At 41.0% G+C, this 21,994-nt stretch carries 29 protein-coding genes; 9 read left to right on the top strand and 20 right to left on the bottom strand.

Annotated features, from left to right (window positions below; translation table 11 throughout):
* Window positions 1–77: 77 nt before the first annotated feature.
* The 5 genes from E0E36_RS09010 to E0E36_RS08990 form a co-directional block, all read right to left on the bottom strand.
* On the bottom strand, window positions 78–524 hold the full coding sequence (locus E0E36_RS09010; RefSeq protein ID WP_013667372.1) for a DoxX family protein: 447 nt from the start codon (window positions 522–524) through the stop codon (window positions 78–80).
* A gap of 93 nt (window positions 525–617) precedes the next feature.
* A complete protein-coding gene (gene cysM, locus E0E36_RS09005) occupies window positions 618–1,487 on the bottom strand; it encodes a cysteine synthase CysM (RefSeq protein WP_130855693.1) in 870 nt (289 codons plus the stop codon).
* Between the two features lie 44 nt (window positions 1,488–1,531).
* On the bottom strand, window positions 1,532–2,368 hold the full coding sequence (gene epsC, locus E0E36_RS09000; protein WP_130855692.1) for a serine O-acetyltransferase EpsC: 837 nt from the start codon (window positions 2,366–2,368) through the stop codon (window positions 1,532–1,534).
* Window positions 2,369–2,807: 439 nt separating this feature from the next.
* Window positions 2,808–3,908, bottom strand: a complete 1,101-nt coding sequence (locus E0E36_RS08995) for an NADH:flavin oxidoreductase (protein ID WP_130855691.1) — start codon at window positions 3,906–3,908, stop codon at window positions 2,808–2,810.
* A 50-nt stretch (window positions 3,909–3,958) separates the two neighbouring features.
* Window positions 3,959–4,261, bottom strand: coding sequence for an ArsR/SmtB family transcription factor (locus tag E0E36_RS08990; RefSeq protein ID WP_130855690.1), 303 nt, complete (start codon window positions 4,259–4,261; stop codon window positions 3,959–3,961).
* Window positions 4,262–4,570: 309 nt separating this feature from the next.
* On the opposite strand from E0E36_RS08990, the gene E0E36_RS08985 reads away from it, so the two are divergent.
* The 3 genes from E0E36_RS08985 to E0E36_RS08975 all read left to right on the top strand — a co-directional run bounded on the left by E0E36_RS08985 (window position 4,571) and on the right by E0E36_RS08975 (window position 6,644).
* Entirely contained in the window at window positions 4,571–5,023 is a 453-nt protein-coding gene (locus tag E0E36_RS08985) for a hypothetical protein (RefSeq protein ID WP_130855689.1), read from the top strand.
* Window positions 5,024–5,537: 514 nt separating this feature from the next.
* Window positions 5,538–6,119: a MiaE family protein gene (locus E0E36_RS08980; RefSeq protein WP_130855688.1), complete on the top strand. Its 582-nt coding sequence runs from the start codon at window positions 5,538–5,540 to the stop codon at window positions 6,117–6,119.
* 147 nt (window positions 6,120–6,266) lie between these two features.
* Window positions 6,267–6,644 carry a hypothetical protein gene (locus E0E36_RS08975; protein WP_013667380.1) on the top strand — a complete coding sequence of 126 codons (378 nt, stop codon included), beginning with the start codon at window positions 6,267–6,269 and terminating at the stop codon, window positions 6,642–6,644.
* 741 nt (window positions 6,645–7,385) lie between these two features.
* Here E0E36_RS08975 and E0E36_RS08970 read toward each other — a convergent pair.
* The 4 genes from E0E36_RS08970 to E0E36_RS08955 form a co-directional block, all read right to left on the bottom strand.
* Window positions 7,386–7,700, bottom strand: coding sequence for a hypothetical protein (locus tag E0E36_RS08970; protein WP_130855687.1), 315 nt, complete (start codon window positions 7,698–7,700; stop codon window positions 7,386–7,388).
* Between the two features lie 127 nt (window positions 7,701–7,827).
* Window positions 7,828–9,075: a type II toxin-antitoxin system HipA family toxin gene (locus E0E36_RS08965; RefSeq protein WP_130855686.1), complete on the bottom strand. Its 1,248-nt coding sequence runs from the start codon at window positions 9,073–9,075 to the stop codon at window positions 7,828–7,830.
* Window positions 9,075–9,374: a helix-turn-helix domain-containing protein gene (locus E0E36_RS08960; protein WP_130855685.1), complete on the bottom strand. Its 300-nt coding sequence runs from the start codon at window positions 9,372–9,374 to the stop codon at window positions 9,075–9,077. The genes E0E36_RS08965 and E0E36_RS08960 overlap by 1 nt, the downstream gene beginning before the upstream one ends.
* On the bottom strand, window positions 9,325–9,558 hold the full coding sequence (locus E0E36_RS08955; RefSeq protein ID WP_130855684.1) for a hypothetical protein: 234 nt from the start codon (window positions 9,556–9,558) through the stop codon (window positions 9,325–9,327). The genes E0E36_RS08960 and E0E36_RS08955 overlap by 50 nt, the downstream gene beginning before the upstream one ends.
* A gap of 265 nt (window positions 9,559–9,823) precedes the next feature.
* Between E0E36_RS08955 and E0E36_RS08950 the strand changes: the two genes are divergently transcribed.
* The 4 genes from E0E36_RS08950 (at window position 9,824) to E0E36_RS08935 (ending at window position 12,494) form a co-directional block, all read left to right on the top strand.
* Window positions 9,824–10,066: a hypothetical protein gene (locus E0E36_RS08950; RefSeq protein ID WP_130855683.1), complete on the top strand. Its 243-nt coding sequence runs from the start codon at window positions 9,824–9,826 to the stop codon at window positions 10,064–10,066.
* Between the two features lie 286 nt (window positions 10,067–10,352).
* Window positions 10,353–10,595 carry a hypothetical protein gene (locus E0E36_RS08945; RefSeq protein ID WP_130855682.1) on the top strand — a complete coding sequence of 81 codons (243 nt, stop codon included), beginning with the start codon at window positions 10,353–10,355 and terminating at the stop codon, window positions 10,593–10,595.
* 180 nt (window positions 10,596–10,775) lie between these two features.
* Window positions 10,776–11,543 (top strand): metallophosphoesterase, encoded by a 768-nt coding sequence (locus E0E36_RS08940; protein ID WP_130855681.1) that lies wholly within the window; start codon window positions 10,776–10,778, stop codon window positions 11,541–11,543.
* A 126-nt stretch (window positions 11,544–11,669) separates the two neighbouring features.
* The gene (locus E0E36_RS08935) at window positions 11,670–12,494 is read left to right on the top strand and encodes a competence protein CoiA (protein WP_130855680.1); all 825 of its coding nucleotides are present in this window, start codon (window positions 11,670–11,672) and stop codon (window positions 12,492–12,494) included.
* Window positions 12,495–12,564: 70 nt separating this feature from the next.
* On the opposite strand, the gene E0E36_RS08930 is transcribed toward E0E36_RS08935, so the two are convergent.
* Window positions 12,565–12,783: a DUF6965 family protein gene (locus E0E36_RS08930; protein WP_130855679.1), complete on the bottom strand. Its 219-nt coding sequence runs from the start codon at window positions 12,781–12,783 to the stop codon at window positions 12,565–12,567.
* Window positions 12,784–12,924: 141 nt separating this feature from the next.
* On the opposite strand from E0E36_RS08930, the gene E0E36_RS08925 reads away from it, so the two are divergent.
* Together E0E36_RS08925 and E0E36_RS08920 are read left to right on the top strand one after the other, a co-directional pair.
* Window positions 12,925–13,293 (top strand): hypothetical protein, encoded by a 369-nt coding sequence (locus E0E36_RS08925; RefSeq protein ID WP_130855678.1) that lies wholly within the window; start codon window positions 12,925–12,927, stop codon window positions 13,291–13,293.
* 118 nt (window positions 13,294–13,411) lie between these two features.
* Window positions 13,412–13,822: a hypothetical protein gene (locus tag E0E36_RS08920; RefSeq protein WP_130855677.1), complete on the top strand. Its 411-nt coding sequence runs from the start codon at window positions 13,412–13,414 to the stop codon at window positions 13,820–13,822.
* 64 nt (window positions 13,823–13,886) lie between these two features.
* On the opposite strand, the gene E0E36_RS08915 is transcribed toward E0E36_RS08920, so the two are convergent.
* From E0E36_RS08915 to traN, 10 genes are all read right to left on the bottom strand, one after another.
* Complete coding sequence (locus E0E36_RS08915; protein ID WP_130855676.1) at window positions 13,887–14,573, bottom strand: hypothetical protein; 687 nt, start codon at window positions 14,571–14,573, stop codon at window positions 13,887–13,889.
* 308 nt (window positions 14,574–14,881) lie between these two features.
* Window positions 14,882–15,217 (bottom strand): recombinase family protein, encoded by a 336-nt coding sequence (locus tag E0E36_RS08910; protein ID WP_130855675.1) that lies wholly within the window; start codon window positions 15,215–15,217, stop codon window positions 14,882–14,884.
* A gap of 62 nt (window positions 15,218–15,279) precedes the next feature.
* Window positions 15,280–16,896, bottom strand: coding sequence for a hypothetical protein (locus tag E0E36_RS08905; protein WP_130855674.1), 1,617 nt, complete (start codon window positions 16,894–16,896; stop codon window positions 15,280–15,282).
* A gap of 76 nt (window positions 16,897–16,972) precedes the next feature.
* Window positions 16,973–17,755 carry a DNA-methyltransferase gene (locus E0E36_RS08900; protein WP_130855673.1) on the bottom strand — a complete coding sequence of 261 codons (783 nt, stop codon included), beginning with the start codon at window positions 17,753–17,755 and terminating at the stop codon, window positions 16,973–16,975.
* A 14-nt stretch (window positions 17,756–17,769) separates the two neighbouring features.
* On the bottom strand, window positions 17,770–18,093 hold the full coding sequence (locus tag E0E36_RS08895) for a hypothetical protein (RefSeq protein ID WP_130855672.1): 324 nt from the start codon (window positions 18,091–18,093) through the stop codon (window positions 17,770–17,772).
* A gap of 47 nt (window positions 18,094–18,140) precedes the next feature.
* Entirely contained in the window at window positions 18,141–18,971 is an 831-nt protein-coding gene (locus E0E36_RS08890; protein ID WP_130855671.1) for a DNA-methyltransferase, read from the bottom strand.
* A 20-nt stretch (window positions 18,972–18,991) separates the two neighbouring features.
* A complete protein-coding gene (locus E0E36_RS08885; RefSeq protein ID WP_130855670.1) occupies window positions 18,992–20,002 on the bottom strand; it encodes a hypothetical protein in 1,011 nt (336 codons plus the stop codon).
* A gap of 79 nt (window positions 20,003–20,081) precedes the next feature.
* Window positions 20,082–20,819, bottom strand: coding sequence for a hypothetical protein (locus E0E36_RS08880; protein WP_130855669.1), 738 nt, complete (start codon window positions 20,817–20,819; stop codon window positions 20,082–20,084).
* Window positions 20,816–21,157, bottom strand: coding sequence for a hypothetical protein (locus E0E36_RS08875; protein ID WP_130855668.1), 342 nt, complete (start codon window positions 21,155–21,157; stop codon window positions 20,816–20,818). Before E0E36_RS08875 ends, E0E36_RS08880 begins: the two co-directional genes overlap by 4 nt.
* A 3-nt stretch (window positions 21,158–21,160) precedes the next feature.
* On the bottom strand, window positions 21,161–21,991 hold the full coding sequence (gene traN / locus E0E36_RS08870) for a conjugative transposon protein TraN (RefSeq protein ID WP_207303739.1): 831 nt from the start codon (window positions 21,989–21,991) through the stop codon (window positions 21,161–21,163).
* Window positions 21,992–21,994: the final 3 nt, after the last annotated feature.

Below are 21,994 nucleotides of genomic sequence, written 5' to 3'. Positions count from 1 at the left end.
CATGTAGACAGCTTTGTTTATACAGCAAAGCTAAAAGAAGCTGTTCGGTCTCGAAATACCTGTTTTCAGGTAATTTTCTAAAACCATCTTTTATTACCTGGCCTTCTCATTTCATGATCAAGCGAATACCGTCCTGAACCGACAATGAAGAAAACGATTAATAATAGCAAAACCACTAGCGAGAACCAGAATTCTGAGTTTAAGAAACTAAAACCGTTGGTAATGTTTACAAAAAACACTGCACCGAATAAAATTGGCAGCTGAAAGGCAATGGCCACTCGCGTTACTAATCCCAGCGCGATAAAAATCCCGCCAACCAAATGCGCAAAAGCAATATAATGCACAGCCGACCAAATGGATAATTGGAAATGGGTATTTTCCAGTAAACGCGCTACCGAATCCGTATCAGCTATAAAGCTTACACCCTTAGCAAAAATAACAACACCCAATACAATTCTAACAGCATCCATCCAGCGAGGGTGATGTGCATCACCCCAATGTTCGATTCTGTGGATTAGGTTCATAATAACCTCCTTTCTAATTGGTTATATAAAGTTAACAAAAATAAAATCGCATTTACAATTTTATTTTCATTTAATGGAGGTCATACCCTCTCCCTACCCAAACAAATCGCTGCTCAAATAACGGTCACCCCGATCACAAGCTATAAAGACAACAACCCCATGTTCTAGCTCATCCGCCACCTGAAGTGCTGCCTGCAGCGCACCACCGGAACTCATTCCTACAAAAATGCCTTCCCCTTTGGCCATTTGTCTTGCACGAAGTGTAGCATCCTGCTGAGACACGTCAATAATTCGGTCTACCCGCGAAGGGTCGAATATTTTCGGTAAGTATTCCACCGGCCAACGCCTTATGCCCGGTATAGACGATTCTTCAGTAGGTTGACAACCTACAATCTGTATATCCTTACTTTTCTCTTTCAGATACATAGAATTGCCCATGATACTACCCGTAGTACCCATTGAACTTACAAAATGGGTAATGGCTCCTGCCGTGTCGTTCCAGATCTCCGGTCCTGTAGTTTTATAATGGGCCATATAGTTATCGGGATTAGCAAATTGATTTAGGATAAAAAAATTCTCATTTGCTGCTTTTTCCTCGGCATAATCCCGGCAAACCTCTATTGATTCAAGTAAAGTAACTTTTGCCCCATATGCTTCCATCGTAAGTGCACGCTCTCTCGTAGAATTAGACGGCATGACCAGTTCAATTTCCAGTCCATAGATCGCCGCAATCATGGCAAGAGCAATACCTGTATTTCCGCTAGTAGCCTCAATAAGACGGGTACCTGCTTTAATTTCACCTCGTTCCATCGCACTGCGAATCATATTCAAGGCAGCTCTGTCTTTCACGCTTCCACCCGGATTATTCCCCTCTAACTTAGCGAATAACTTTACCTTTGGATTTTTATTTAAACGCTTGATTTCAACCAGCGGTGTATTACCTATACTTTCTATAATGTCCATTTCAATAAACTAATGCTCTTAACCCCATTGTTTGATTTAAATACCTATTTCTTTCCAGGGTCAACGATGGTACTTCCTATACCCGCTTCCACTACCTTGATAGTCGATTGATGATACACCGTAGATCCCGCAGGAACACTTTTCGTAAGCCAAACATTACCGCCGATTGTCGAGTGTGTTCCTACCACCGTATCTCCTCCCAGAATCGTAGCTCCTGCATAAATTATTACATAATCTTCAATGGTCGGATGTCGTTTCGTATTAGCCATAAACTTTTCCACGCTTAACGCGCCCAAAGTTACCCCCTGGTAAAGTTTAACATGATTACCGATAACCGTAGTTTCTCCAATTACGATCCCTGTACCATGGTCGATATATAAATACTCGCCGATTTCCGCACCCGGATGAATATCGATCCCCGTAAGCGAATGTGCATGCTCTGTTAATATCCGAGGTATTAATGGCACCTCCAATTTGAACAAAGCGTGAGCAATACGATAGAGAGAAATTGCCAAAAACCCCGGATAGGTACGAATAATTTCAAACTTACTCCGCGAAGCCGGATCACCATTTAAAATAGCTTCCACATCGGTATTCATTACACGATACAAGTCAGGAACGCGCTCAAAAAAAATTGCTGCTACCGCTTGATTATTACAGTCTTTGCAAGCTTTTGTTGCGTCCAAAAGTTTCACCAAATCGCTTTGCAAACTTAAAAAACGTTCCCGTATCCCCGTTAAACTCTGCTTAGGAGAAGTAAGTCGTTCCGGATAAATTAAATCCAATAAATTAAAGGCCCATTCCGCTATTACTTTATTGGAGGGAACTACTTCTACCCGATGCTGTTTCTCATAAATGTGTTGAAGAAAATCTTCGCTCATGTGGTTTTATTCTGATTATATAAACTTTGATAATTAGCCTATCCATCGTGAATCTGACATACAAAATAGAACAAGCGAGCAACGCTTTTACGTATAATGCCTTTTAGCACATAAAAGCGATTAGCCATCCACGTTTATTTTATAAGGTATTCATGAAAGCTGGCCTTTCATCTATCTCTTCTCAACCACAAAGAACTTTCTTCCCGTGGCATAATGTTATTGTAAAGGACGGAAAATTATTGCATTTATGGCAACACTTTTGTTAGTTCAATATAATATTTGAATCTTTTGCTCCCTTTTTGAGAAATTTTGGGTGTTGCCTGAGATACGGCGAGGTTTATAAATAGAAGGACCCGTCGGCATTAACAATGTCTAATGCACCGCAGATGTCATTACAAAATCGCTACCGGCAGGTCTCTTATCAGAAAGCATGATTAAATTAAATCAACTCAACCAGGGCTTCTCGGGTAAAACCCTTTAATTCATCCGAACGATTATCTCGTATTTTCGTAACCCAGAGTGGATCCGCTAAAAGTGCACGTCCTACAGCCACAAGATCGAAATCCCCCCTATCCAATCGGCGGATAAGCTCATCCAACGAACTAGGGTTGGAACTTTCACCTCTAAACGCGGCTAAAAACTCACCGGACAAGCCAACAGACCCAACCGTAATGGTAGCCTTTCCTGTCAACTTTTTCGCCCAACCCGCAAAGTTTAAGTCAGATTCCTCAAACTCTGCTTCCCAAAAACGACGTTGTGAACAATGAAAAATATCAACACCTGCGTCGGCTAAGGGCTGCAACCATGCTTCCATCTCAGCAGGTGTTTTTGCATGTTTATAGCTATAATCGCTCCCTTTCCATTGCGATAGGCGTAAAATAATGGTAAAATGTTCCCCAACCTGTTTTCTAACCTCTTTGATGACTTCTATGGCAAAACGTGAACGTTCGGATAAGGTTTTGCCCCCATAAATATCTGTTCGGTTATTGGTGGCTTCCCAGAAAAATTGATCGATTAAATAACCATGTGCCCCGTGTATCTCAACACAATCAAAGCCTAAACGCTTTGCGTCTGCTGCCGCGCTACCAAAAGCTCGTATGGTGTCTTCAATGTCTTTTTCACTCATGGCTCTCCCATTGGAAAACCCCGGCCTTGCCAAATCTGAAGGCCCTTCAAAAGGTGCTGCAGGAACCCAACCGGAATGGTGATTTTCCATAATACCCATGTGCCATATCTGCGGCCCCATGCTGCCTCTTGCTGCCTGTACACTCTTAATCACCTGCTGCCAGCCGGCCAAGGCCGATTCGCCATAGAAATGCGGGATATTTGGGTCGTTCGAAGAGGATACGCGGTCAATCACCGTACCTTCTGATAAAATTAACCCTACATCACTTGCAGCCCGCTTGCTATAATATGCAGCCACTGCATCTGTGGGCACACCATTCGGCGAGAATGACCGTGTCATAGGCGCCATAACGATTCTATTCTTTAAATTCAACGACTTCAGTTGAAAAGGCTCAAACAATTTTGTGGTACTCATTCTTTTGAATTTTTACCCTCCCTACGGGAGGCAAGCTTTTTACTTTTAATTTATAGCGCCGATTTTACAAAGTCTCCTAACAATTCAAAGGCCTTCTCATTACGTTTATAGTAGGTCCACTGTCCTATTCTTGTTGCTTCCAGTAGACCGGCCTTTAATAACAGGGCCAAGTATTCTGACACCGTGGACTGTGTCATGCCGCACTTCTCCTGTATCTTTCCTACACAAACCCCAACTTCCATGAAGTCGGCATGCTCCTGTGGAGGAAAATGCCGCTCAGGGTCTTTAAGCCATTGGAGGATATCCAACCGGGTCTTATTAGAGAGTGCTTTGAAAATCGCCAATTGATCCATGCAGCAAATATATATCGACTTTTCCCGATATCCCTATTGATAGAGATGCAAATGACGAAACATTGATAATAAGTGGATTGAATTACATTTCGTTGACCTTATACTCGCCTTTCAAAAATTTCCGCTTCAATGTGAAAGACTGCTGATGTGGATCGCTACCGGAAAACCAGTAGAAAAAAACACCCATAAACCGGAATTGCTCAGCTTTTCTCAGCTGTATACCTTTGGGAAAATTATTTCGGGCCTTTATAAAGAAGTTATATCCCTCGATAATTAAGAACAAAAGTTTAAAACATATTAATTACACTTATGAAACGATTTTTTCTATCCTGTTTTTTAGCGGCCAGTGTATTGGCCATGAACGCCTGCTCGGACGACGATGATCCACAACCGCAGGATTTTGACACCCATAAATACAAATTCACGGTTACGGCGGAAGGGTTGGGCGAAGATGAAACTGCAAGTTTTTCTTTTGGCGGTGTACCTACAAACTATCAAGAATCAACTCTTTGGAAAGTGGATGGTCAGGTTAGAACCAACGAACCATCCGTAAGAATAGAAGATTTTCCAAGCAAACGTACTTACGTAATTGAGTCAAACATTCCACTGGCTCAAGCCGCAGTCGTCATTTCCTGCCAAAACTTCGACGAGGTTCCAATTAAATTCAGCTATAAAGCAGAAGTTGATGGAAAAGTAGTCAAAGAAGACTCGCAAACAATTGCAGGTTCCGGTACACAGTATAATCAACAATACAAGTATTAAGCGGGATACCATCAGTTAAACGTATTGTTTAATATTCCCCCCCTGCCTATCGAGAATCTTCACGATAGGCAGGGATGTTACAATAATCCGGACATATTTTATTAAAGGCTTTAGGCGATAGGCAATAAGCAATAAGCTATAAGCAGTAAGCATTAGGCTTGCCCAGACCACCTATATCACATTGGCTAACCGACCGTAGGGAGCTCATGAGTACCAAAAAAAGCAAACACTTACGAATAATCGGCTATTTCCTACTTAACCACTCAACTACTTAACTACTTAACCACTTAACCATTTAACTACTTAACTACTCAACCACTCAACCACTTAACCACTTAACTACTCAACCACTTAACTACTCAACCACTTAACTACTCAACCACTCAACTACTCAACCACTCAACTACTCAACCACTCAACTACTCAACCACTTAACTACTCAACCACTTAACGATTCAATCGTCCCTTCTAAATTAAAAGCTTTTCCCTAAGTTTGCATGGAAAAGACTTTGCTATGCTTGGATTAAAACTACTGACAGACCCCCGTTGGGCGAATATTGCGCAAACAAATTTGGAAGAGATCTTAACAGACCATGCTTGGTGCGAGCAGAAAGCAGCCTCTAACGCCATTTCGTTAATTACCAACAATTCCGAACACGAAGATTTAGTGCACGAATTAACGGCGATTGCTATTGAAGAAATGCAACATTTCCAAATGGTAATTGATATCATCAAAAAACGAGGTTATACACTCGGCAGAGAGCGGAAGGACGACTATGTAAACCAGCTGATGCGATTCTCTAAAAAAGACGGCAGCCGAAACACCGCTTTTATTGATCGATTACTCTTTGCAGCCATGATTGAGGCTCGCAGTTGCGAGCGTTTTCGCGTGCTATCCCAAAATATAGCGGACGAAGAATTGGCCAAATTTTATTATGACCTCATGGTCTCAGAAGCCAATCATTATACTACTTTTTTAAATTTTGCACGTAAATACACCCTCGATGTAGATGTGGATAAACGCTGGAAAGAATGGTTGGAATTTGAAGGTAAGCTCATTCAATCTTACGGAAAAAGAGAACATATACATGGATGACGGTTCATTATCCCGGATCAGTCACCAAACGATTCCCTAGAAAAACCGAGGCTTTGATAATCGAATACAGCTTCTTGCCATTTAAATTTGCATCAACTGCATTTGGCATGGTGCTTGCCTTATCTAGTGCTAAATATCTATATTACTATGAAAAGCAAAATTAAATTTTTAGGCATGTTGGCCATTGCCATGCTCTTGTTTACTGTGGGGTGTAGTAAAGACGACGATCCGGCAGACAACGATTTCTTTGTAGGGACATACAACGGAACCATCACCTTCAGCAACGGAAGCGAGACCATTGCGGATGACGATGGCCGTGTAACTGTTGTCAAAGTCGATGATTCGTATACCTTCGATTTTGGTAGTAGCATCCCCAACATTAATGGCGTTAAGTTCCAGCAACAGGGGGACAACACTTACGTTAGTATAGGTGATGGACTTACCGGCATTACCATAACCGCGAATACCTTGAAAATGCTGGTATCAAACGATAATGGTACGTGGACAGCCGATTGTACACGTTAGTTACGTGCTATACTTTCTAGATAAAAACCATCTATCAGCGCGATAGGTGGTTTTTGTGTTTCTATTTACGGCACTTACTTGCCAATGCAAAACTTAACAAAAGACTGTATCTATCTATTATTCAATAGTTTATGTTAACGTTCATTTTTATGAGTAACAAGTAAGTAACAGAAAATCCAGTAGAAACCGTAAACACTCGTAAACATGAAACTTCGGGTCATTTTACTGCCCCAAGAGCGTTTTATGACATTTTTTTTACAAAGCTACGACCTTTCTTGTAACATCGGAAGTTGCGCTACGATGCTACATTTAAATGGTACAGTTATGTTATAATAAAATATTACCTCCCCTATTATATCCCCAACCGTTTTCAAAAAACTATTCCTTTTAAATAAGCAGTATGGCTATGTTCTGTATCGTGATGTAGGCATAGGCCATACGTCCAATAAAAATAATTCAACCCATACTTTGAAAAATTCCTATCTGGCGATCACGACCTTTCAACTCAATGATACATTTCCTGCATGCTTATGAGCGGTTGCAATTCCCTAAGTATCCGGCATGGAATCCATGAACACACCGAAAATATCCTATTGATTTGGATATTGAGGTCCGGTATACCAAGCGATATCCGGGTCCAAAAGAAATTGTTCCTTCGATTCAAGCCATTTGCACCTCAACAGTACTCAAAAAAATCCGCATGTTGAGAATGCCTATAACCATGAATCAATTGCCTTTTGATCAAAACTCATCGTCTTCAGTATCTGTTACTAATCCTATATCATCATTGTATTCTAAAGGTACCACTGGATACCCTTTAAAAATACGGTACTTCCTTAGAACCGACTTTACCGGACAAGGACACATTTCATCCAAAAGTTCTTCGTTTTCCGGGTCAAAATGACTTTCAATCAAGGCTAGGATTGAATGGCCGCCATCCGTTGTATAACAATACCACGGCCTTAGCTCTTCTGGTATTGGAGAATGATATTGCTTTCCTCTAACTAAATACTCCGTACCATCAAAAAACCTTTCCACTATAGAATCTGGATTCATTTTATTCAATTATATACTTACAAATTTTAGCGTTTATTCAGCAATTTAATGAAATTGCGAAAAATCTGATAGATTATGTATGTGTTGGAAACGAGCTAAGCATATCATTCTCGATGCATAATTTTATTTAATATCCCATCCGAAGAAATGCCGGAGCCATCAGCTCTCTTTCTCTCCTGGATATACCATGCTCTTCAGCAAGCTTTTCCCACGTTTCAACCGAAGCGGTTACTTCGGAGACTATTTCGTCCATCTCGCTCTTACTGAGTTGAAAAAAATCCCCAACACTATATGCCAGCCTATAATCCAGTGCATTGTTGTATAAATCGACATTCAACCCAAGTCCACCTTTGTCTGTTGAAGGATTCAGATCATAGGCAGGCGAGAGCCGCCATCCTTCATCACTAAGCAGAAATCCATGATTGCGGAGATGGTCATCCGTGTTGGATACGGACATGTTGAAAACGATCCTTCGCCATAACTGATGAAGATCCTCTTCTATGGCACATCCATTATATTGGATGAATTCGGCTATTTCCAGGTAACTTGGGGTTTTATCCCGAATCAATTCCTCACTATGCCCGCACATGGTCATGGCTGAGCTGAAATGTATCCGTGCCTGACCATCCCTGTCAAAGCGTTTCGTGAAGAAAGTACCAAAATCACCGTGGATGTACTCCAATTTACAGTCGGACATGGTAATACCGGCTTTTACGGCCAACAGGTGGGTGACATATTCCCAAGCCGCTTTATCAACCATATCATTTTTAGCAGGGAACTTTGCGATCCATAAATGTCCTTTCTCATCCAGAATATTTGCCTTGGGCCTTGCCCCACCCAATGAAGAACCCGGAGCAATCAATAGGTCCAACCATTCCTTATCATGGCCATCATCCGATTCAAAAGCTTCGGCACTCTGCTGGAGCTCTCTAATGTGGGCCCAAGGGGGCGTCGGCCTTTCCCCGTCATCATCCAAAAACGGCCCTTCGGGATCAAGCTTGAACCGTAGCGCGCCCATCCGTGTGAAATCGTGAACCTGCAACAAATAATCGAGTTCTGTAAGTGAACGGGGTTTTACCCCCTCCTCCATGGCTTGTAGAGCTGCTTTTCTCTGCATCAGACGTTTCCCCCAGGTATCCGGCATGGAATCCATGAACACACCGAAATTATCCTTTTGATTTGGATATTGAGGTCCGGTATACCAAGCGATATCCGGGTCCAAAAGAAATTGTTCCTTCGATTCAAGCCATGCCCTGTTATACTCAAAACTGAAAATCTTATTTCCTTTTGCCTGATGGGCAGAAAGTATACCGATGCATTTAGGTTCATCCATACCCTTCCAATGTGCATATATCCAAATATCTGTCTTCGCCATTATTTTTCTCTTGTCTGTAATCGTAAATCCTGTAATTTTCTACCATACGGATCTTCTTCCAGCACTTTTTTGATCTCGTCCTGAAGGCCGATTACACGGAGCACATTCAGGTAAGCACCTATAGAAACAGAAGCACTTCCTTGCTCTACCGCACGTAGAGTACCTCTATCAATCCCTGCCCGTTCCGCAACCTGAGTTGCGGTAAATTTCCTTCTTTTCCTAGCAAGGCTGATCCTTTCCCCCAATCCCTCAAGCAAAACCTGTTGCTTCGGGAAAACTATATGCTTTTTTCGTTTCATCTTGCTGTATATTTTCACCAAAAATACAATTTTTGGGGAAAATATACAGCATTTCCACAAAATAAATAAAGGTACAAGAAGTGATAAATAAACGAATTTGAGGAATATTATCACCAATATTAGAATTTTTGGAGAAAATATCCACCATTATTGGAAGCTCTTTATCTTCTCCACAGACCGTCATTCAAGAACTTGCGGAGCAACAAATGTCCACTCTTCTAAACTGCTTAATCTTTCAATCGAAAATCAACCTATTCTACCCATGTTGAATTATTTCAGCTTACATAACGGATAGAAAAGGCTTCCTCCACAGCAAGTGAAAAGTTTTTTGGGAATAATATGAACCGATAACAGATGCATGATAATGAACAAAGTGAACAGGAGGCTTTGCTTTATTTTGTGATAACAAGTAAATTATTTTTGTGAAAATAAGTACAATATAAAGTATAATGAAAAAGAGCGAATTAAATCTTAAAGAATTAGATTTTATTGAATTGAGTCCTACCGAATTCCAGGCGATCAATGGGGGAGGTCTTATCACAGATGTGATCTCAACTGTCCTTCCCGGTAGCGGGTTATCGGATTTCCTTTCGAATTATGCTTCGACTTTTCTATACATGACTGTACAACAGCTTAATCTTCCCCCCTCTTTACAGAATATATTGATTGGATTAGGCCGTATTCTGATATAAACGAATACGTTAGAATTGATGTAATTCCAGGGCAGAAAAAGTGGATAGTGGAAATAAATAGCTGAAGCCGAAAAGTAAGGGAATATTTTGAGCAGAATGGCATGAATTTTTTGCATAGGAAACAAATTTAAAAACCGATAATTTCACCTCAGTTTCTCCTCCCCATTTTTGCTTTCCGGTCCATTCCGGAAACGGGAAAGTGAAACTTTAAAATATCGGAAAAATTCATTTAACCTTCGAATATTCGTGTTGCATTTTGTAAATTAGCAATTTATCATTGAACCTAATGGAACTTTCCAAACTGTTAACCTTAGCGGCACAATCGAAGGAAATAAATAACCTTTTGAAAGCGGAAATCGAAGCTTTGAGCGGAGAGCTGATAACTGACGTTGAAACTACTGTTTATGTTCAGATGAATGGATGGGAAATGCCATTTACAATATCCAAAGCACTTGAAGACTTTGAAAAACACGGGAGACTTGTATACCGCGATCCTGAAGGCGATTCCGAGGACACCTTTGATCTTTGATTCTCTATACGGATAAATCAAATAGGCATTAACAGGCCTCGCACTGAAGATTAATTGATACATTAAATTCAAACGCTTCATGGAACCTAACAACAATAAAATACGTGAAGTCCTAAATATGAGGCATTCTAACATCGGCTAAAGATCGGTATTCACTGTACATAATTTAAGAAAGGAAAAATGAGTTCACGTACTTATGTCATTGGGGATATTCATGGAGGTTTCAAAGCTCTTAATCAATGTCTGCAAAGAGCCGATATAGACTATAAAAATGACACAGTTATTCAACTTGGTGATGTTGTAGATGGTTACGGTGAGGTTTTTGAATGTGTGGAAGAGCTATTGAAAATTAAGAATCTTATAGCCATAAAAGGCAACCATGATGAATGGTTCAATGAGTTTCTTCAAACAGATTTTCATCCCGGATTTTGGAATTATGGTGGTAAAGGAACAATTATATCATACCTTAAGCACACGCAGAAAAATGGAGTTTATTTTCCAACCAATACCGGTTTCAAGACCTCTTTAACTTCTTCTGATATCCCAGCTTCGCACAAGAAATTCTTCAGAAAGCAGAGGCCTTTTTTCATCGACAGAAATAAAAGATGCTTCGTTCACGGTGGATTTGATCGAAGCCTACCATTCCGTAAGCAGGAAGCCAATGTCTATTGCTGGGACAGAAACTTATGGTTGGATGCTGTGGCATGGAAAGAAAGTAATGGAGGTGAGAACGACTTCAAAATAAGGACAAACTTCAGCGATATCTTCATTGGACATACCCCGTTGACTCATTGGGGTTGCGACAAGCCATCTACAATCCTGAACATTACAAACCTTGATACGGGAGCCGGTCATTCGGGCAGATTGACCATTATGGATGTTGAAAGTAAAGAATTTTGGCAATCCGATTCCATGGATACGCTATACCCAGAAAATTTTCGGGATTAAGCGCATAGTTAATGACATCCTGCGTATTATTTTTCCTGTAAATTTACCTGCAAATACCACCAATAACATAATGAATTCATTATATTTACCTAGTCACAATCAAAAAGAGTACAAAACTACCCATAAATGAAATTTGCATTGGTTGATAGTAAAAAGACCGAAGCGACCAAAGGTGCTGTGGGTGTCTGTCCAATTTGCAGTGCAGAGTTAATTGCTAAATGCGGTGAGATCAAAATAAGCCACTGGGCACATAAAAAAATCCGCAATTGTGATCCGTGGTGGGAAAACGAAACAGAATGGCATCGCTCATGGAAAAACAACTTCCCTGAAGAGTGGCAGGAAACCTCTTTATGCGATGAACAAACGGGAGAAAAGCATATTGCCGACATTTACACCCTGCATAAACTGGTAATTGAATTCCAACATTCGCATATTGTTCCCCAAGAGCGAAATTTGCGTGAGGCCTTTTACAAAAAAATGGTCTGGGTTGTTGATGGCACACGACTAAAAAATGATTATACGAGATTTTTCAGTCGGAAAGATGATTTTCAAGAAATAAAAGAGGCAGTATTTTGTGTAGCCTTTCCGGACGAACACTTTCCTACTGCTTGGTCATATAGTACTGTACCGATAATTTTTGACTTCCGGGGCACTGAATCAATAAATGACCCCAAGGATATGCGAAACCATCTTTATTGCGTGTTCCCTAAACGCATTGGAAACTACGCCGTACTTGCAATAATACCACGCGAATTTTTCATAAAGGGCGCCCAAAACGGGAGTTGGCTACGTTGGGCCCAGAATACCAATAATAGTATAAATCAATTCAACAAAGAATCGGTAAACCGAACTGTGATATTTCACCGTCGACGGCAAAATAGTCATCCGGGAAGCATCCAGTCTAACCTTAAATTCCAGCGCCGATCGGAGGTTAAACGGAGAAGATTCTGAAATGCAGAAAATGCGGCTCCCCGAGTGCCATTTAAAATGTCTTTCTATTATCAAGATCTTTGCATTAACTCTAAAGAGGCTGGATTTTATCCGCTATTATATCCTCATATAGTTCTTTTAAATGCCAATATTCCGGACACCTTTCATAATTTCCATTAAAATTTTCAATGCACATATAGGCATTCTCCAGGAATACTCTACTATTAATAATCTTTGCCCAGGGTTTCCAATTAACCTCCAGGGGAGGTGGGTTTTTATCGAAATAATCCTTTAACTCTGCAAGTGTCATAGCTGTCGCAAATGTATAAACAATAAAATACTCTTAAAACAAAAGTTTTCTTGAATATAAATATTTACCGTTTAGGCTTGCAGACAATGAACACTATTTGTTTAAATTGATTTAAATTGCCGGTATTAATACTTTCCAAAAATGAAGGGAGAAAGAAAATTGAAGCATGTAGTACAATGCGCAAAATGTCCCTGGAAGAAATCAACGAATCCCTTTGATATTCCGGATGGCTATGATGAAATGCTGCATAAAAATCTATCCTGCACCATAGCTAAGGAGGAAAACGAATTTAATCCGAACCTCATTCGAGCGATGGCATGTCATAAGTCATCAATTAAAGAACCATATTTCTGCATTGGGTGGTTATCCAACCAACTCGGACAGGGTAACAATATACCGCTTCGAATTCATATGCGAAACTATACAAACCTCAGCCAATTGCGTGTGGTCGGCGAGCAACATTCCAATTTTCAAGATACACTGCCAAGGAAAGATCTTTTGCAAGGCTAAACAATTCAGATAACAATCATTAATAAATCCCCATTTTTGTCAAATCCCAACATAGATATAACAAATTTAGTTTAAATTCGAGTATACTTCCCTTTTTTAATCACAAAAATACTTCACTATGCAAACTGAAAGATTTAAGTTGGTTACTTCAAAGAATAATAATGAACTATCCTGTATCGATCAGGTGTATTTTATTCAGTGTACATTTGAACGTTATGAATTCGAGAATAGTAAACGGTTCGTATGCCTGGAACCCTTTGTTAAAGAGAACATTTACCAAATTGGTGTATTGCTGGGACATATGTTCGACTGGCTAGAGGAAAATCACTATGATAAATTGTCTCCGCTATTTAATCCGGTCCAAAGCCTTAAAGTGGACATTGATGCAGGCTTAGTCTTTGAACGTCCATTGAAACAGTATCCCGTTCCTTGCTTCTTTGCTATTTTCTCCAATGATCAGGAGGACAAGATTATTTATCCTCAGCCAATTGAAAATAAACAACAGTCTATATCCATACAGCAACCTTGAATCTTCCATTAAGAATTGCAAATTGACACCAATTTTAAAGACCTTACCTACACGCTAAACGAAACTATTGTTGGCTGGTAATTTTTAAATAATGAACGATGTCATATTCCTTTAAATGCTCGATTGGATCAACAAAATAATACCAGGGATAAAACGCATACTCTTCATTCCCATTTTCATCGACCTCTTTAACAGGACCTCCTACCTTCAGCAAATCTTTGGGAGGAAAAAACCCCGGCGTGTCATCCAGTAAAAAGAGACGGAAATGAACTTTCTTCTCTTCCAAATTTAATATGATACGTTCCTTTATTATATTGAGCTTCACCATTTTCCGTATGGTAGAAGGTTTGGCATTGAATAGGTGTTGCAATTCTGCTAAGGTATAATGACCATCTTCCGTTTTAGCAACACTTTCCGGAATAACACCTTGGTTTATTGCGGATTGACAATGTATACACTTTAAACCGTTGGAATCATACCATGACCTTTCTCCGGATGCATGCCCCTTGCAAATTACACATACAGGTCGGTCTCCATCATAATGAAAACCCTCGGGATTTTTACTTAACTTACCTTGCAGTTTATATTCCTCCATGGCGAGATCAACAACTATATCAGCAAGTAATTTCATAAAAGCCATGGATTGCCGCACCTCATGATCACTAATGACTCTGCCACAGTCTTTTTCAAGTTGCGCTTTCATTTCCATAAAATCCTTTTCCAGGTCAGGTAAATTTGCTATGTGTTTCATAAAATTGTATTTAGAGATATAAGTTCTTTCATCAGTAGAAGGATAGGTTCACTGTATAATTGAAAGACTAAAAAATTAGCTGAGTGTACTACTTCTGTCGAAAATAAATTCTAGTTCTTCAAAATTCTTCAACGAGCGTTGAACAATCATTTGAAGAATCAATTTAAACAATGATAAAAAAGACCAAGATGCAGCATTGTATTTGGATATTGATGGTAGAGTTCACCTAATCCTTAACCTTGAAGAACAAATACTATTTCAGCTATATGGTTTCCATGGCCCTCTATAATAACCCGCTTCATCTAAATTTAATCGCTCCATCCTTCCACACACAACAATCGAACCCCCAGCCGGTGCAGGTGCTGCTCAACAAATGCAAGTTGTATAGCATCCGGCGCGACCTGCTCCCGACATTTCACAATAATATATTTCACCTTCCCAAAATTGGAAGACAGATACATCAGCATAACTGACCACCCTGTACGATTCGAAAGACTGCAACCGTTATCAATGAACAGTTTCAACAAATCCAGATTAAAACGATCGGCATAGTGCCGAATCCTATCTTCCTGAATATTTATGGCCCTTTCGTTCCGATCATAGATAGGAGTAAAAATGTACCCCACTGCCCCACACCTTTCCATACTCTCCCTTTCTTCCCGCTAAATCCCAATTTTAAAACCCTATTAAGGAATGCAGTAAATGCCTATAAACCATTTCCTTTGGATTTTCTTCTATCTCTCCTTTCGGACAAACCTGAAAGATATTGCCTATTCTTTGCCATAAGCTCACCTACCTTACTTCCTTCCACGGGAACCAAATCAACTCCAGGTTTAAAGTCCGGCGGAACTCTCAGAATTTGTTCCAAGTGAAGGTTTACTTCATCCCCATACCAATTACCCATTGGGTCGAGTGAATTATATCCATCAAAACGCAAGAGCCGGAATCCCTCAGGTACGTTAATCATATTGTAATCAAATTTGATTTGCTGGCAGGTCTTGGGATTATGAAACAAAATAAAACTATCATCATAATAGCATGCTTTATTCAGATCAATCTGCTTCCTGAAATTCCACGCTTCAATCAGTTTATTAAAATCCGGATCAAGCACAAACTGCTCCCCACCAACCATGACCCGGGGGAGCTGTCCGTTTATTCGATCAGCTAATTCCCGGTCCAGTATCCGAAATCTCCACTCATTATCAAAACTTTTCCAGTTGAGAGCACGGATTCGCTCCTCACCAATCTGCTTCTTCGAAAAAATCTCAGCTGGAACACTGATGGTCCCACTCCCCCTCTCCGCCTTTCCTATTTTTAAATCTTCACTCCAAGACTGATGAAAATGATAAAAACCATTTTCATCTGCTTTATCGTAGTAATATACCTTATTGGGGTTCTTTACTTCAATCAATAGCTTATTCTCAGTATCAATTTCATAAAGCACATTGTAGAGAATGATATCTCCGGGCTTTGCGGCAAACCGGCTCTCCTTTGCTTCAATGGTTTTTAATTCCAGCTCGTTGAAAATATCCTGCCGGCGAAAAAAGCGGTTTACCGATTTTATATTCTCATCGGTAAGAGCGATAACTCCGGCCTTTAAATTCCGTTGAACCGGATAATCATAAAGCAATTCCAGTCCGTTTCTTCCGGCACGAAAGTTCCATCCGACAGGGTCCATCCTTAACGGGTGCGGGATCGTTAGCATAACCACATCTGCAGGCGCCTTATCCGTGAATGGATCTACTTCCATAACTTTCTTAGAAGGAAGGTGAAAAAAGCACTGATAGGTTTTGCCGGAGACACTGAGAAATTCATTGCTTAATGGAATGGATGATATGATACTATCATGTTCACGGAGTTCACCCAATCGGCTGTCCACGAAAAATTTAAGCCCGGCAACGTCGATCGTCGGTATCTGTCTGCGGTGAAACCTGTTAAAGGTAGCATCATCCATCATTTGAAAGTTCCACCCCTGTTGTTTGCTGCTTTTGTTAATTTTATCAATCTCCTCCACATTGAGGAAGGGCTTCTGAAGGATTTCTTTAGGGATCGTTACCAATACTCCAAAAAATGGCAAGGCCATAATATCCTTTCCTATACTTACATTACCGTCATAATTTTCCTGTTTAAACTTCGGGAAAACTTTTTTTTGGTAATCATCCCAAACGAATTGGAAACAGGTTCCATTCTCAGTCAACTCAGAAAACCGAACTACATGGTTCCTATTATGGAAATCGATCAAACACTCATTTTTAAAATCTATATCCAATAACAACCCACCTTTCACTATAATCTGAGAAACATCCACCTCCTTCGCACTCATTTTCTGATTCCTCCTTCTTTAAGAGTATAATTGTTCACAACTGCGCCTAATATGCTATTGGGGAAGTATTATTGATCTATACCAACCCTTCACGAAAAATCTTTCTCAGCATTTCATCATCCCCAAGAAGAGAATCTTTCTGAAATACATCCACTCCGTACTTTAAAAATTGGTTCACCCGTTCAGTTGCAAATTTTATGGCGGTTTCAGAAATATCACTACCGACAAACCTGCAATTTTCCTTTATTGCCGCAATTGCAGATGAACCACTTCCAAAAAAAGGATCACACACCATAAACCCACGCTCAGCACTTGCTTTTAACATTAATTGGAAGACCTCTGTCGGCTTCTGCGTGGGGTATCGATATGAATTTACCCGATTTATGCGCCAAACATCCGGTATGCCCCTTAAACTAATCGCTCTTTTCCCTTTACTGGCCATTATGACAAACTCATGCCGTCTCCTAAAATAATAACCCAAACCAATTCGAACTTTATCCCAGCAGATCAGATTCTTTATTTCAAAAACACGTCTAACTACAGGAGCTAACGTAATCAGGGAATAGGAATCGAACATGAGATATATGTGTCTATTGCTTCTTAATACCCTGTAACATTCAGCAAGGAATTGTTCATAGTTTTCTTCACTATCTCCGAATTCCATAAACCATCTTCCATTATTTTCCCCCTTTGTATATTTACCGACTATTTTGCCGCTACCTATCTTCAATCGTTGGTTCATCCCGGAATAGGCCGGATCGGATATGATGATATCAATACTTCCATCAGGTAGTTTTTTTAAGAATGAAATTGCGTCGTCCCGGTAAAGTTGGATTTTCCGATTTTCAATAATTGCCATTACTAAACCCTAAGCTACCCGACATATTCCCCCACTTCCTTTTTAACGCTTTCCATTCCGATCCAATTCACTTTGCTTCCCTGGTTCCGCTTATAAGATGGCTCATAATGTATATATCCGTAGGCGTTCAGGTCCCGTATACAACGGTGATAAGTATTGGTGGAAGCGATCTTCGCCAACGGCATGATCTGGTGGCTAAAGGCCTGAATGGGGAGATCGTAATTATGGGTTTGCCAAAATTGGACAAGTGCCGTAAAAATTCCGATATGTGATACGCCTATCCGTCCATCTTTCTCAATACTTTGAAAAAAATCCTTCAAAACTTTCTCTGTATTCATGATCAAAAATTTGCTGAGTCCAAAATTTTCTTCTTTTCATCAGGGTACTAATGAATAATCATCACAAAAAGCGACATCGTTCCGCCGCTTTCCTTAGCTTTCCGTATACGCTCATTACATATAGTGATGAAATCCATGCGCGTTCCAAAATGATAGGCTTCCCTATTCAGCTCTATGCCAATGAAGTCCCGGTTCTCCATTACTGCCGCCACCAAAAAGCTGCCCGCGCCACATGCGTTATCCAGCACTACACATCCCGGATTCGTGTAGGTGCGTATCAGCCATCTTCCCAGCTCGACAGGCTTTTGGGTCGGATGGTAAATACCATCCCGTTCTGCTGTCGCAAAGTATGCCCAGTCTACGGGTTCATCCTGTTCTACAAACAGTACGTCACTCGGAAACCGGAGCCCATCAACGCTGATACTCCTGTATCGTCCGAACTTTCCATAAGACCCGGTTTGCTTATCATTTCTATACCCTTTATCATAGGGCAGACCGAATTTTTTTTGTGGATTATAAATGGGCTGTTTTCGGTAAAAGACACAAATGTCCTCATGCTTACGCAGCGGTTGCCTGTTTGCATTCAGAAAATTCGTTGATTTGGATTTCAACCACACAATTTTATACTTAAACCACCGCGGATTACTTTCTATGAGTTGCCCGGTAAACCTTCCTGCACCGAATAAAACCACTACTCCCCTTTCTTTCACAATCCGCTCGTAATGGTTCCACAAACGATTCAATTCGATAACCTGATCCCATGGATTGTTGGTCATGCCGTAAGGTAAATCACACAGGACCATATCTATACTGTTATCCGGAAAATCACCCAATACTTTCAAGCAGTCCCCTTGCAGGACTTTATTCAAATACTCCATTACTTCCTATTTTATGCCCATCATCGAACAACAGACATTCCATGCTTTACCACATTTTTATGCTCCTGACCCTTCATGGATAAAGAAAATTCCTCGAATGTATTTTCCCGCTTTAGATTGGTTAAGGAAACGGGTTTGCCTTCCGGGTCCAGCACATAAAGACGGTCATTCAAAGGATCGGCATGCAACGTAAAATCTCTTTGTTGACCATCCACATCTCCTTTAAATCTATAGGGAATACCGCGCGCAAGGGCGCTGTAGGCGTCGACAAGATTGACCAGGTGCTTCGCCCTTTCCAACTGATCATAAAGATCGAAGCCATCCGAGACCGGAACACTTCTCATTTTAGCGCTTCCTGTAGCATCCCTGTCATTAAAATCCAGTTGCGTCCATTCAGGCCCTTCTTTCACGGCTCGTCCGGCCAGCAGGCTCTGCATCTTCAATGCATGCATAACACTTTCACCATCAACGAAATTGTGCCGGACCGTTTTTTCACTCCCCTGCGGGGTTAATGCCGCCTCTACACCCTTCCGTTCATATTTCCCTTCGTCATTTCTTTCGAAGGAAATGCGGAAATCCACTTTTTCCCTGGAAGTAGTAAAGTAGGACATTTGCACGATGATGGATTTGGCTCCTTCGCTTATCTTCCGCTCCAGTTCAGGGATCGCCCCTTTGAATCCCTGATCAACTAAATCCTGCTTTAGACCTTCATTGTGCTTTCCAATCGCAACCCTTTCCTTACGAAGATCAAATTGCCGGAATATTGGCCTGAACAAGCGCTGCCACCATCTATTAGCCTTCTTGGGATAAATCAACCTTTCTATTTCCTTAGCCCGGTCCCGGACCTTCGCCAACAGCATCTGCTCGCCAAGGTCTTTCGTACCGCCATATTTGGCTTCGATTTTCTCAAAGAAATTCAATTTCAGTTTGAGAAACTTTCCGTTGGAAACCGAATTGGGCAGGATTTTACTAAGTTTTTCCTCATTGGTCTCCCAACGGTTGACTTCATCCAAAATCCTATTGGTATTCATACATACTCCTTTCTGTTTAGTAAAAATGGAATCGCCGCATAAAGTAGCGGCGATTCTTTATCCATACGCCGATGCCTGATCAGGGCATACCTACACTTTGCCTTGATCGCTGGCTTTGCGCATTGGAAGCCTTTTCACCTTCAGTCATGCCATCCGCCCGCAGTTCCTGACGTTCGTTCTTGGTCAATGCTACATTGGAGTCAGCATGCCAGATGAATAAGGACTTAACAGGCGGATTGACAGCAACGAGATACTCCTTCCCATCATGCTCTCCTATGCCCTTCACCCGCTCGCCTTGACGCAACCTTTCCAGGCCATCTTCAGGCAGCGCGATGGCATATTGCTTTACGGCCGCCTCTGCCGAAAATCCAAAATTCGGGTGGAATGGTTTCACTTCCGCAATTCCATGCTTGGGATTAATCTTCCTTTCATCAATGGCTGACCAGCCTATATAAGGATTCTGTTGCTTGTCCAACATTTCCCTTTCAATGCCCGCCCCGCGTTGAATTTTGGTCACCTCATCCAACGTTAGGTTGTGGGATTTATCAACATACACCAGCGTTTCATTCACTTTTCTGCCCTGTTCGGAAATCAAGGTCTGCGAATAGTTGTTCAGCCAGTACATATCTCCCTCCTTAGCTTTCGTAAGGTTCGGTTTGGTAACCCGCACATCACCATCCTTCAGCTCGACCTGTTCCCTCGCCGTAAAATTGGGAATACCTTCACTGATGTTAATTTTTACCTGCGCAATTGTTTCCGGCTGAAACCCAATGTCCTTCATCTGGCGCTCCAGAAAATTCCAATTTTTCATGTTCATCTCAATTTGGTTTTTCTATTCTTAAATTTTAACCCATTCTTATAATTCTCAATGGTCTTTTCTACATCCAGCTCCAATCCCTGCAGGCTTTTCAGTCCGGTATTTTGCGCTGCTGCCCGAAGCGCTTTAAGCGCGAGATCGATTGATTCATACGCATAAAACTGTTCCCTGCCGACACAATACTTTTCCGCCTCTTTTTTGGTAGGGAAGGAATCTATTATCCTGTCCCCTCTGTAGTCTCCGCCTTTCTCATACCCAAAATAATTGTCCCCATTATCCTTCGCCCACAAGTCCAGATACACTATTAAATCCTTGAGTAAGCTATGATATATTCGCATTACTTAATATTTAACCGATCTTGCTTCAGCAATCGTTTTATATTTTACCTGAATTTCCAGGTTGCGTCCGCCGTTCTTTTCCAATAGCTGCACTACCATGATTTTCTTATCCGGAATTGTAAATTTTGGAAAGGACAATACAACTGAGTGGGAAGACTCCCCACGAATCCGTTGGGCATCACCATGAATCTTTACCGGCTTAAGCTCTACTTCCTGAAATGCCGTTCGTTTTGACTGCTTCTTATCGCGGATATAAAAGCGCAATTGATCAACATCATAATTCAACTGTGAATTGTTCTCCAATCGAATTTTAAAGAACAGGAGGTCGTTATCAATATATACGCCCTCCAGCGCCATGAGGATATCGAATTTCCTTTCTTTCTTCCCTCTGATGGATGGTTTCCTCGCCGCAATCCATTCGGAAACTTTGGCAATTTTGCTTTCGTTATCACCAAAATCCGAAAATTGTACAAGCGGAGCGCTGCCATCATCCGATGTCAGCCGTAAATTGAGGATCGACGGCCGTTCATCATAAACCAACAAAAAGGAAAATAAGTTTCCGTCAGCGGTAATAACCGTAAGATTACTTTCACCAAAATCGCAGCTGGCTGCTTTTACCTGCAGGACATTCTCGACGTTTTTTGCCTTCTGGACCAATAGGTCCTTACTGCCCCTATCGACACTTTTTATCGAAAAGGGAAAAATTAGATTGGTCGTCTTTTCACTCGAAATACTTAACCCGATCGGTGTAAGCGAATTTTGAGCCACGCACGGAACCCAACTTACCAAAATGATCACTAAACTGATCCAAACCCACAATCCTGTTCTCATCATCTC

The sequence above is a fragment of the Olivibacter jilunii genome (assembly GCF_900607235.1).
GTDB classification, from domain to species: Bacteria; Bacteroidota; Bacteroidia; order Sphingobacteriales; family Sphingobacteriaceae; genus Olivibacter; species Olivibacter oleidegradans.
This window is presented reverse-complemented; position numbering and strand designations above follow the sequence as displayed.

Excerpts from the sequence above, each read along its gene's own strand:
- E0E36_RS08975 (WP_013667380.1), top strand. The coding sequence starts at position 6,267 with ATGAAAAGCAAAATTAAATTTTTAGGCATGTTGGCCATTGCCATGCTC.
- E0E36_RS08945 (WP_130855682.1), top strand. The coding sequence starts at position 10,353 with ATGGAACTTTCCAAACTGTTAACCTTAGCGGCACAATCGAAGGAAATA.
- E0E36_RS08960 (WP_130855685.1), bottom strand. The coding sequence starts at position 9,374 with ATGAAACGAAAAAAGCATATAGTTTTCCCGAAGCAACAGGTTTTGCTT.
- E0E36_RS08985 (WP_130855689.1), top strand. The coding sequence starts at position 4,571 with ATGAAACGATTTTTTCTATCCTGTTTTTTAGCGGCCAGTGTATTGGCC.
- E0E36_RS08895 (WP_130855672.1), bottom strand. The coding sequence starts at position 18,093 with ATGAATACAGAGAAAGTTTTGAAGGATTTTTTTCAAAGTATTGAGAAA.
- E0E36_RS09010 (WP_013667372.1), bottom strand. The coding sequence starts at position 524 with ATGAACCTAATCCACAGAATCGAACATTGGGGTGATGCACATCACCCT.
- E0E36_RS08875 (WP_130855668.1), bottom strand. The coding sequence starts at position 21,157 with ATGCGAATATATCATAGCTTACTCAAGGATTTAATAGTGTATCTGGAC.
- E0E36_RS08885 (WP_130855670.1), bottom strand. The coding sequence starts at position 20,002 with ATGAATACCAATAGGATTTTGGATGAAGTCAACCGTTGGGAGACCAAT.
- E0E36_RS08890 (WP_130855671.1), bottom strand. The coding sequence starts at position 18,971 with ATGGAGTATTTGAATAAAGTCCTGCAAGGGGACTGCTTGAAAGTATTG.
- traN (WP_207303739.1), bottom strand. The coding sequence starts at position 21,991 with ATGATGAGAACAGGATTGTGGGTTTGGATCAGTTTAGTGATCATTTTG.
- E0E36_RS08990 (WP_130855690.1), bottom strand. The coding sequence starts at position 4,261 with ATGGATCAATTGGCGATTTTCAAAGCACTCTCTAATAAGACCCGGTTG.
- E0E36_RS08925 (WP_130855678.1), top strand. The coding sequence starts at position 12,925 with ATGAAGGGAGAAAGAAAATTGAAGCATGTAGTACAATGCGCAAAATGT.
- E0E36_RS08900 (WP_130855673.1), bottom strand. The coding sequence starts at position 17,755 with ATGGCAATTATTGAAAATCGGAAAATCCAACTTTACCGGGACGACGCA.
- E0E36_RS08920 (WP_130855677.1), top strand. The coding sequence starts at position 13,412 with ATGCAAACTGAAAGATTTAAGTTGGTTACTTCAAAGAATAATAATGAA.
- E0E36_RS08950 (WP_130855683.1), top strand. The coding sequence starts at position 9,824 with ATGAAAAAGAGCGAATTAAATCTTAAAGAATTAGATTTTATTGAATTG.
- E0E36_RS08930 (WP_130855679.1), bottom strand. The coding sequence starts at position 12,783 with ATGACACTTGCAGAGTTAAAGGATTATTTCGATAAAAACCCACCTCCC.
- E0E36_RS08915 (WP_130855676.1), bottom strand. The coding sequence starts at position 14,573 with ATGAAACACATAGCAAATTTACCTGACCTGGAAAAGGATTTTATGGAA.
- epsC (WP_130855692.1), bottom strand. The coding sequence starts at position 2,368 with ATGAGCGAAGATTTTCTTCAACACATTTATGAGAAACAGCATCGGGTA.
- E0E36_RS08980 (WP_130855688.1), top strand. The coding sequence starts at position 5,538 with ATGCTTGGATTAAAACTACTGACAGACCCCCGTTGGGCGAATATTGCG.
- E0E36_RS08995 (WP_130855691.1), bottom strand. The coding sequence starts at position 3,908 with ATGAGTACCACAAAATTGTTTGAGCCTTTTCAACTGAAGTCGTTGAAT.
- E0E36_RS08940 (WP_130855681.1), top strand. The coding sequence starts at position 10,776 with ATGAGTTCACGTACTTATGTCATTGGGGATATTCATGGAGGTTTCAAA.
- cysM (WP_130855693.1), bottom strand. The coding sequence starts at position 1,487 with ATGGACATTATAGAAAGTATAGGTAATACACCGCTGGTTGAAATCAAG.
- E0E36_RS08970 (WP_130855687.1), bottom strand. The coding sequence starts at position 7,700 with ATGAATCCAGATTCTATAGTGGAAAGGTTTTTTGATGGTACGGAGTAT.
- E0E36_RS08880 (WP_130855669.1), bottom strand. The coding sequence starts at position 20,819 with ATGAACATGAAAAATTGGAATTTTCTGGAGCGCCAGATGAAGGACATT.
- E0E36_RS08935 (WP_130855680.1), top strand. The coding sequence starts at position 11,670 with ATGAAATTTGCATTGGTTGATAGTAAAAAGACCGAAGCGACCAAAGGT.
- E0E36_RS08905 (WP_130855674.1), bottom strand. The coding sequence starts at position 16,896 with ATGAGTGCGAAGGAGGTGGATGTTTCTCAGATTATAGTGAAAGGTGGG.
- E0E36_RS08910 (WP_130855675.1), bottom strand. The coding sequence starts at position 15,217 with ATGGAAAGGTGTGGGGCAGTGGGGTACATTTTTACTCCTATCTATGAT.
- E0E36_RS08955 (WP_130855684.1), bottom strand. The coding sequence starts at position 9,558 with ATGACGGTCTGTGGAGAAGATAAAGAGCTTCCAATAATGGTGGATATT.
- E0E36_RS08965 (WP_130855686.1), bottom strand. The coding sequence starts at position 9,075 with ATGGCGAAGACAGATATTTGGATATATGCACATTGGAAGGGTATGGAT.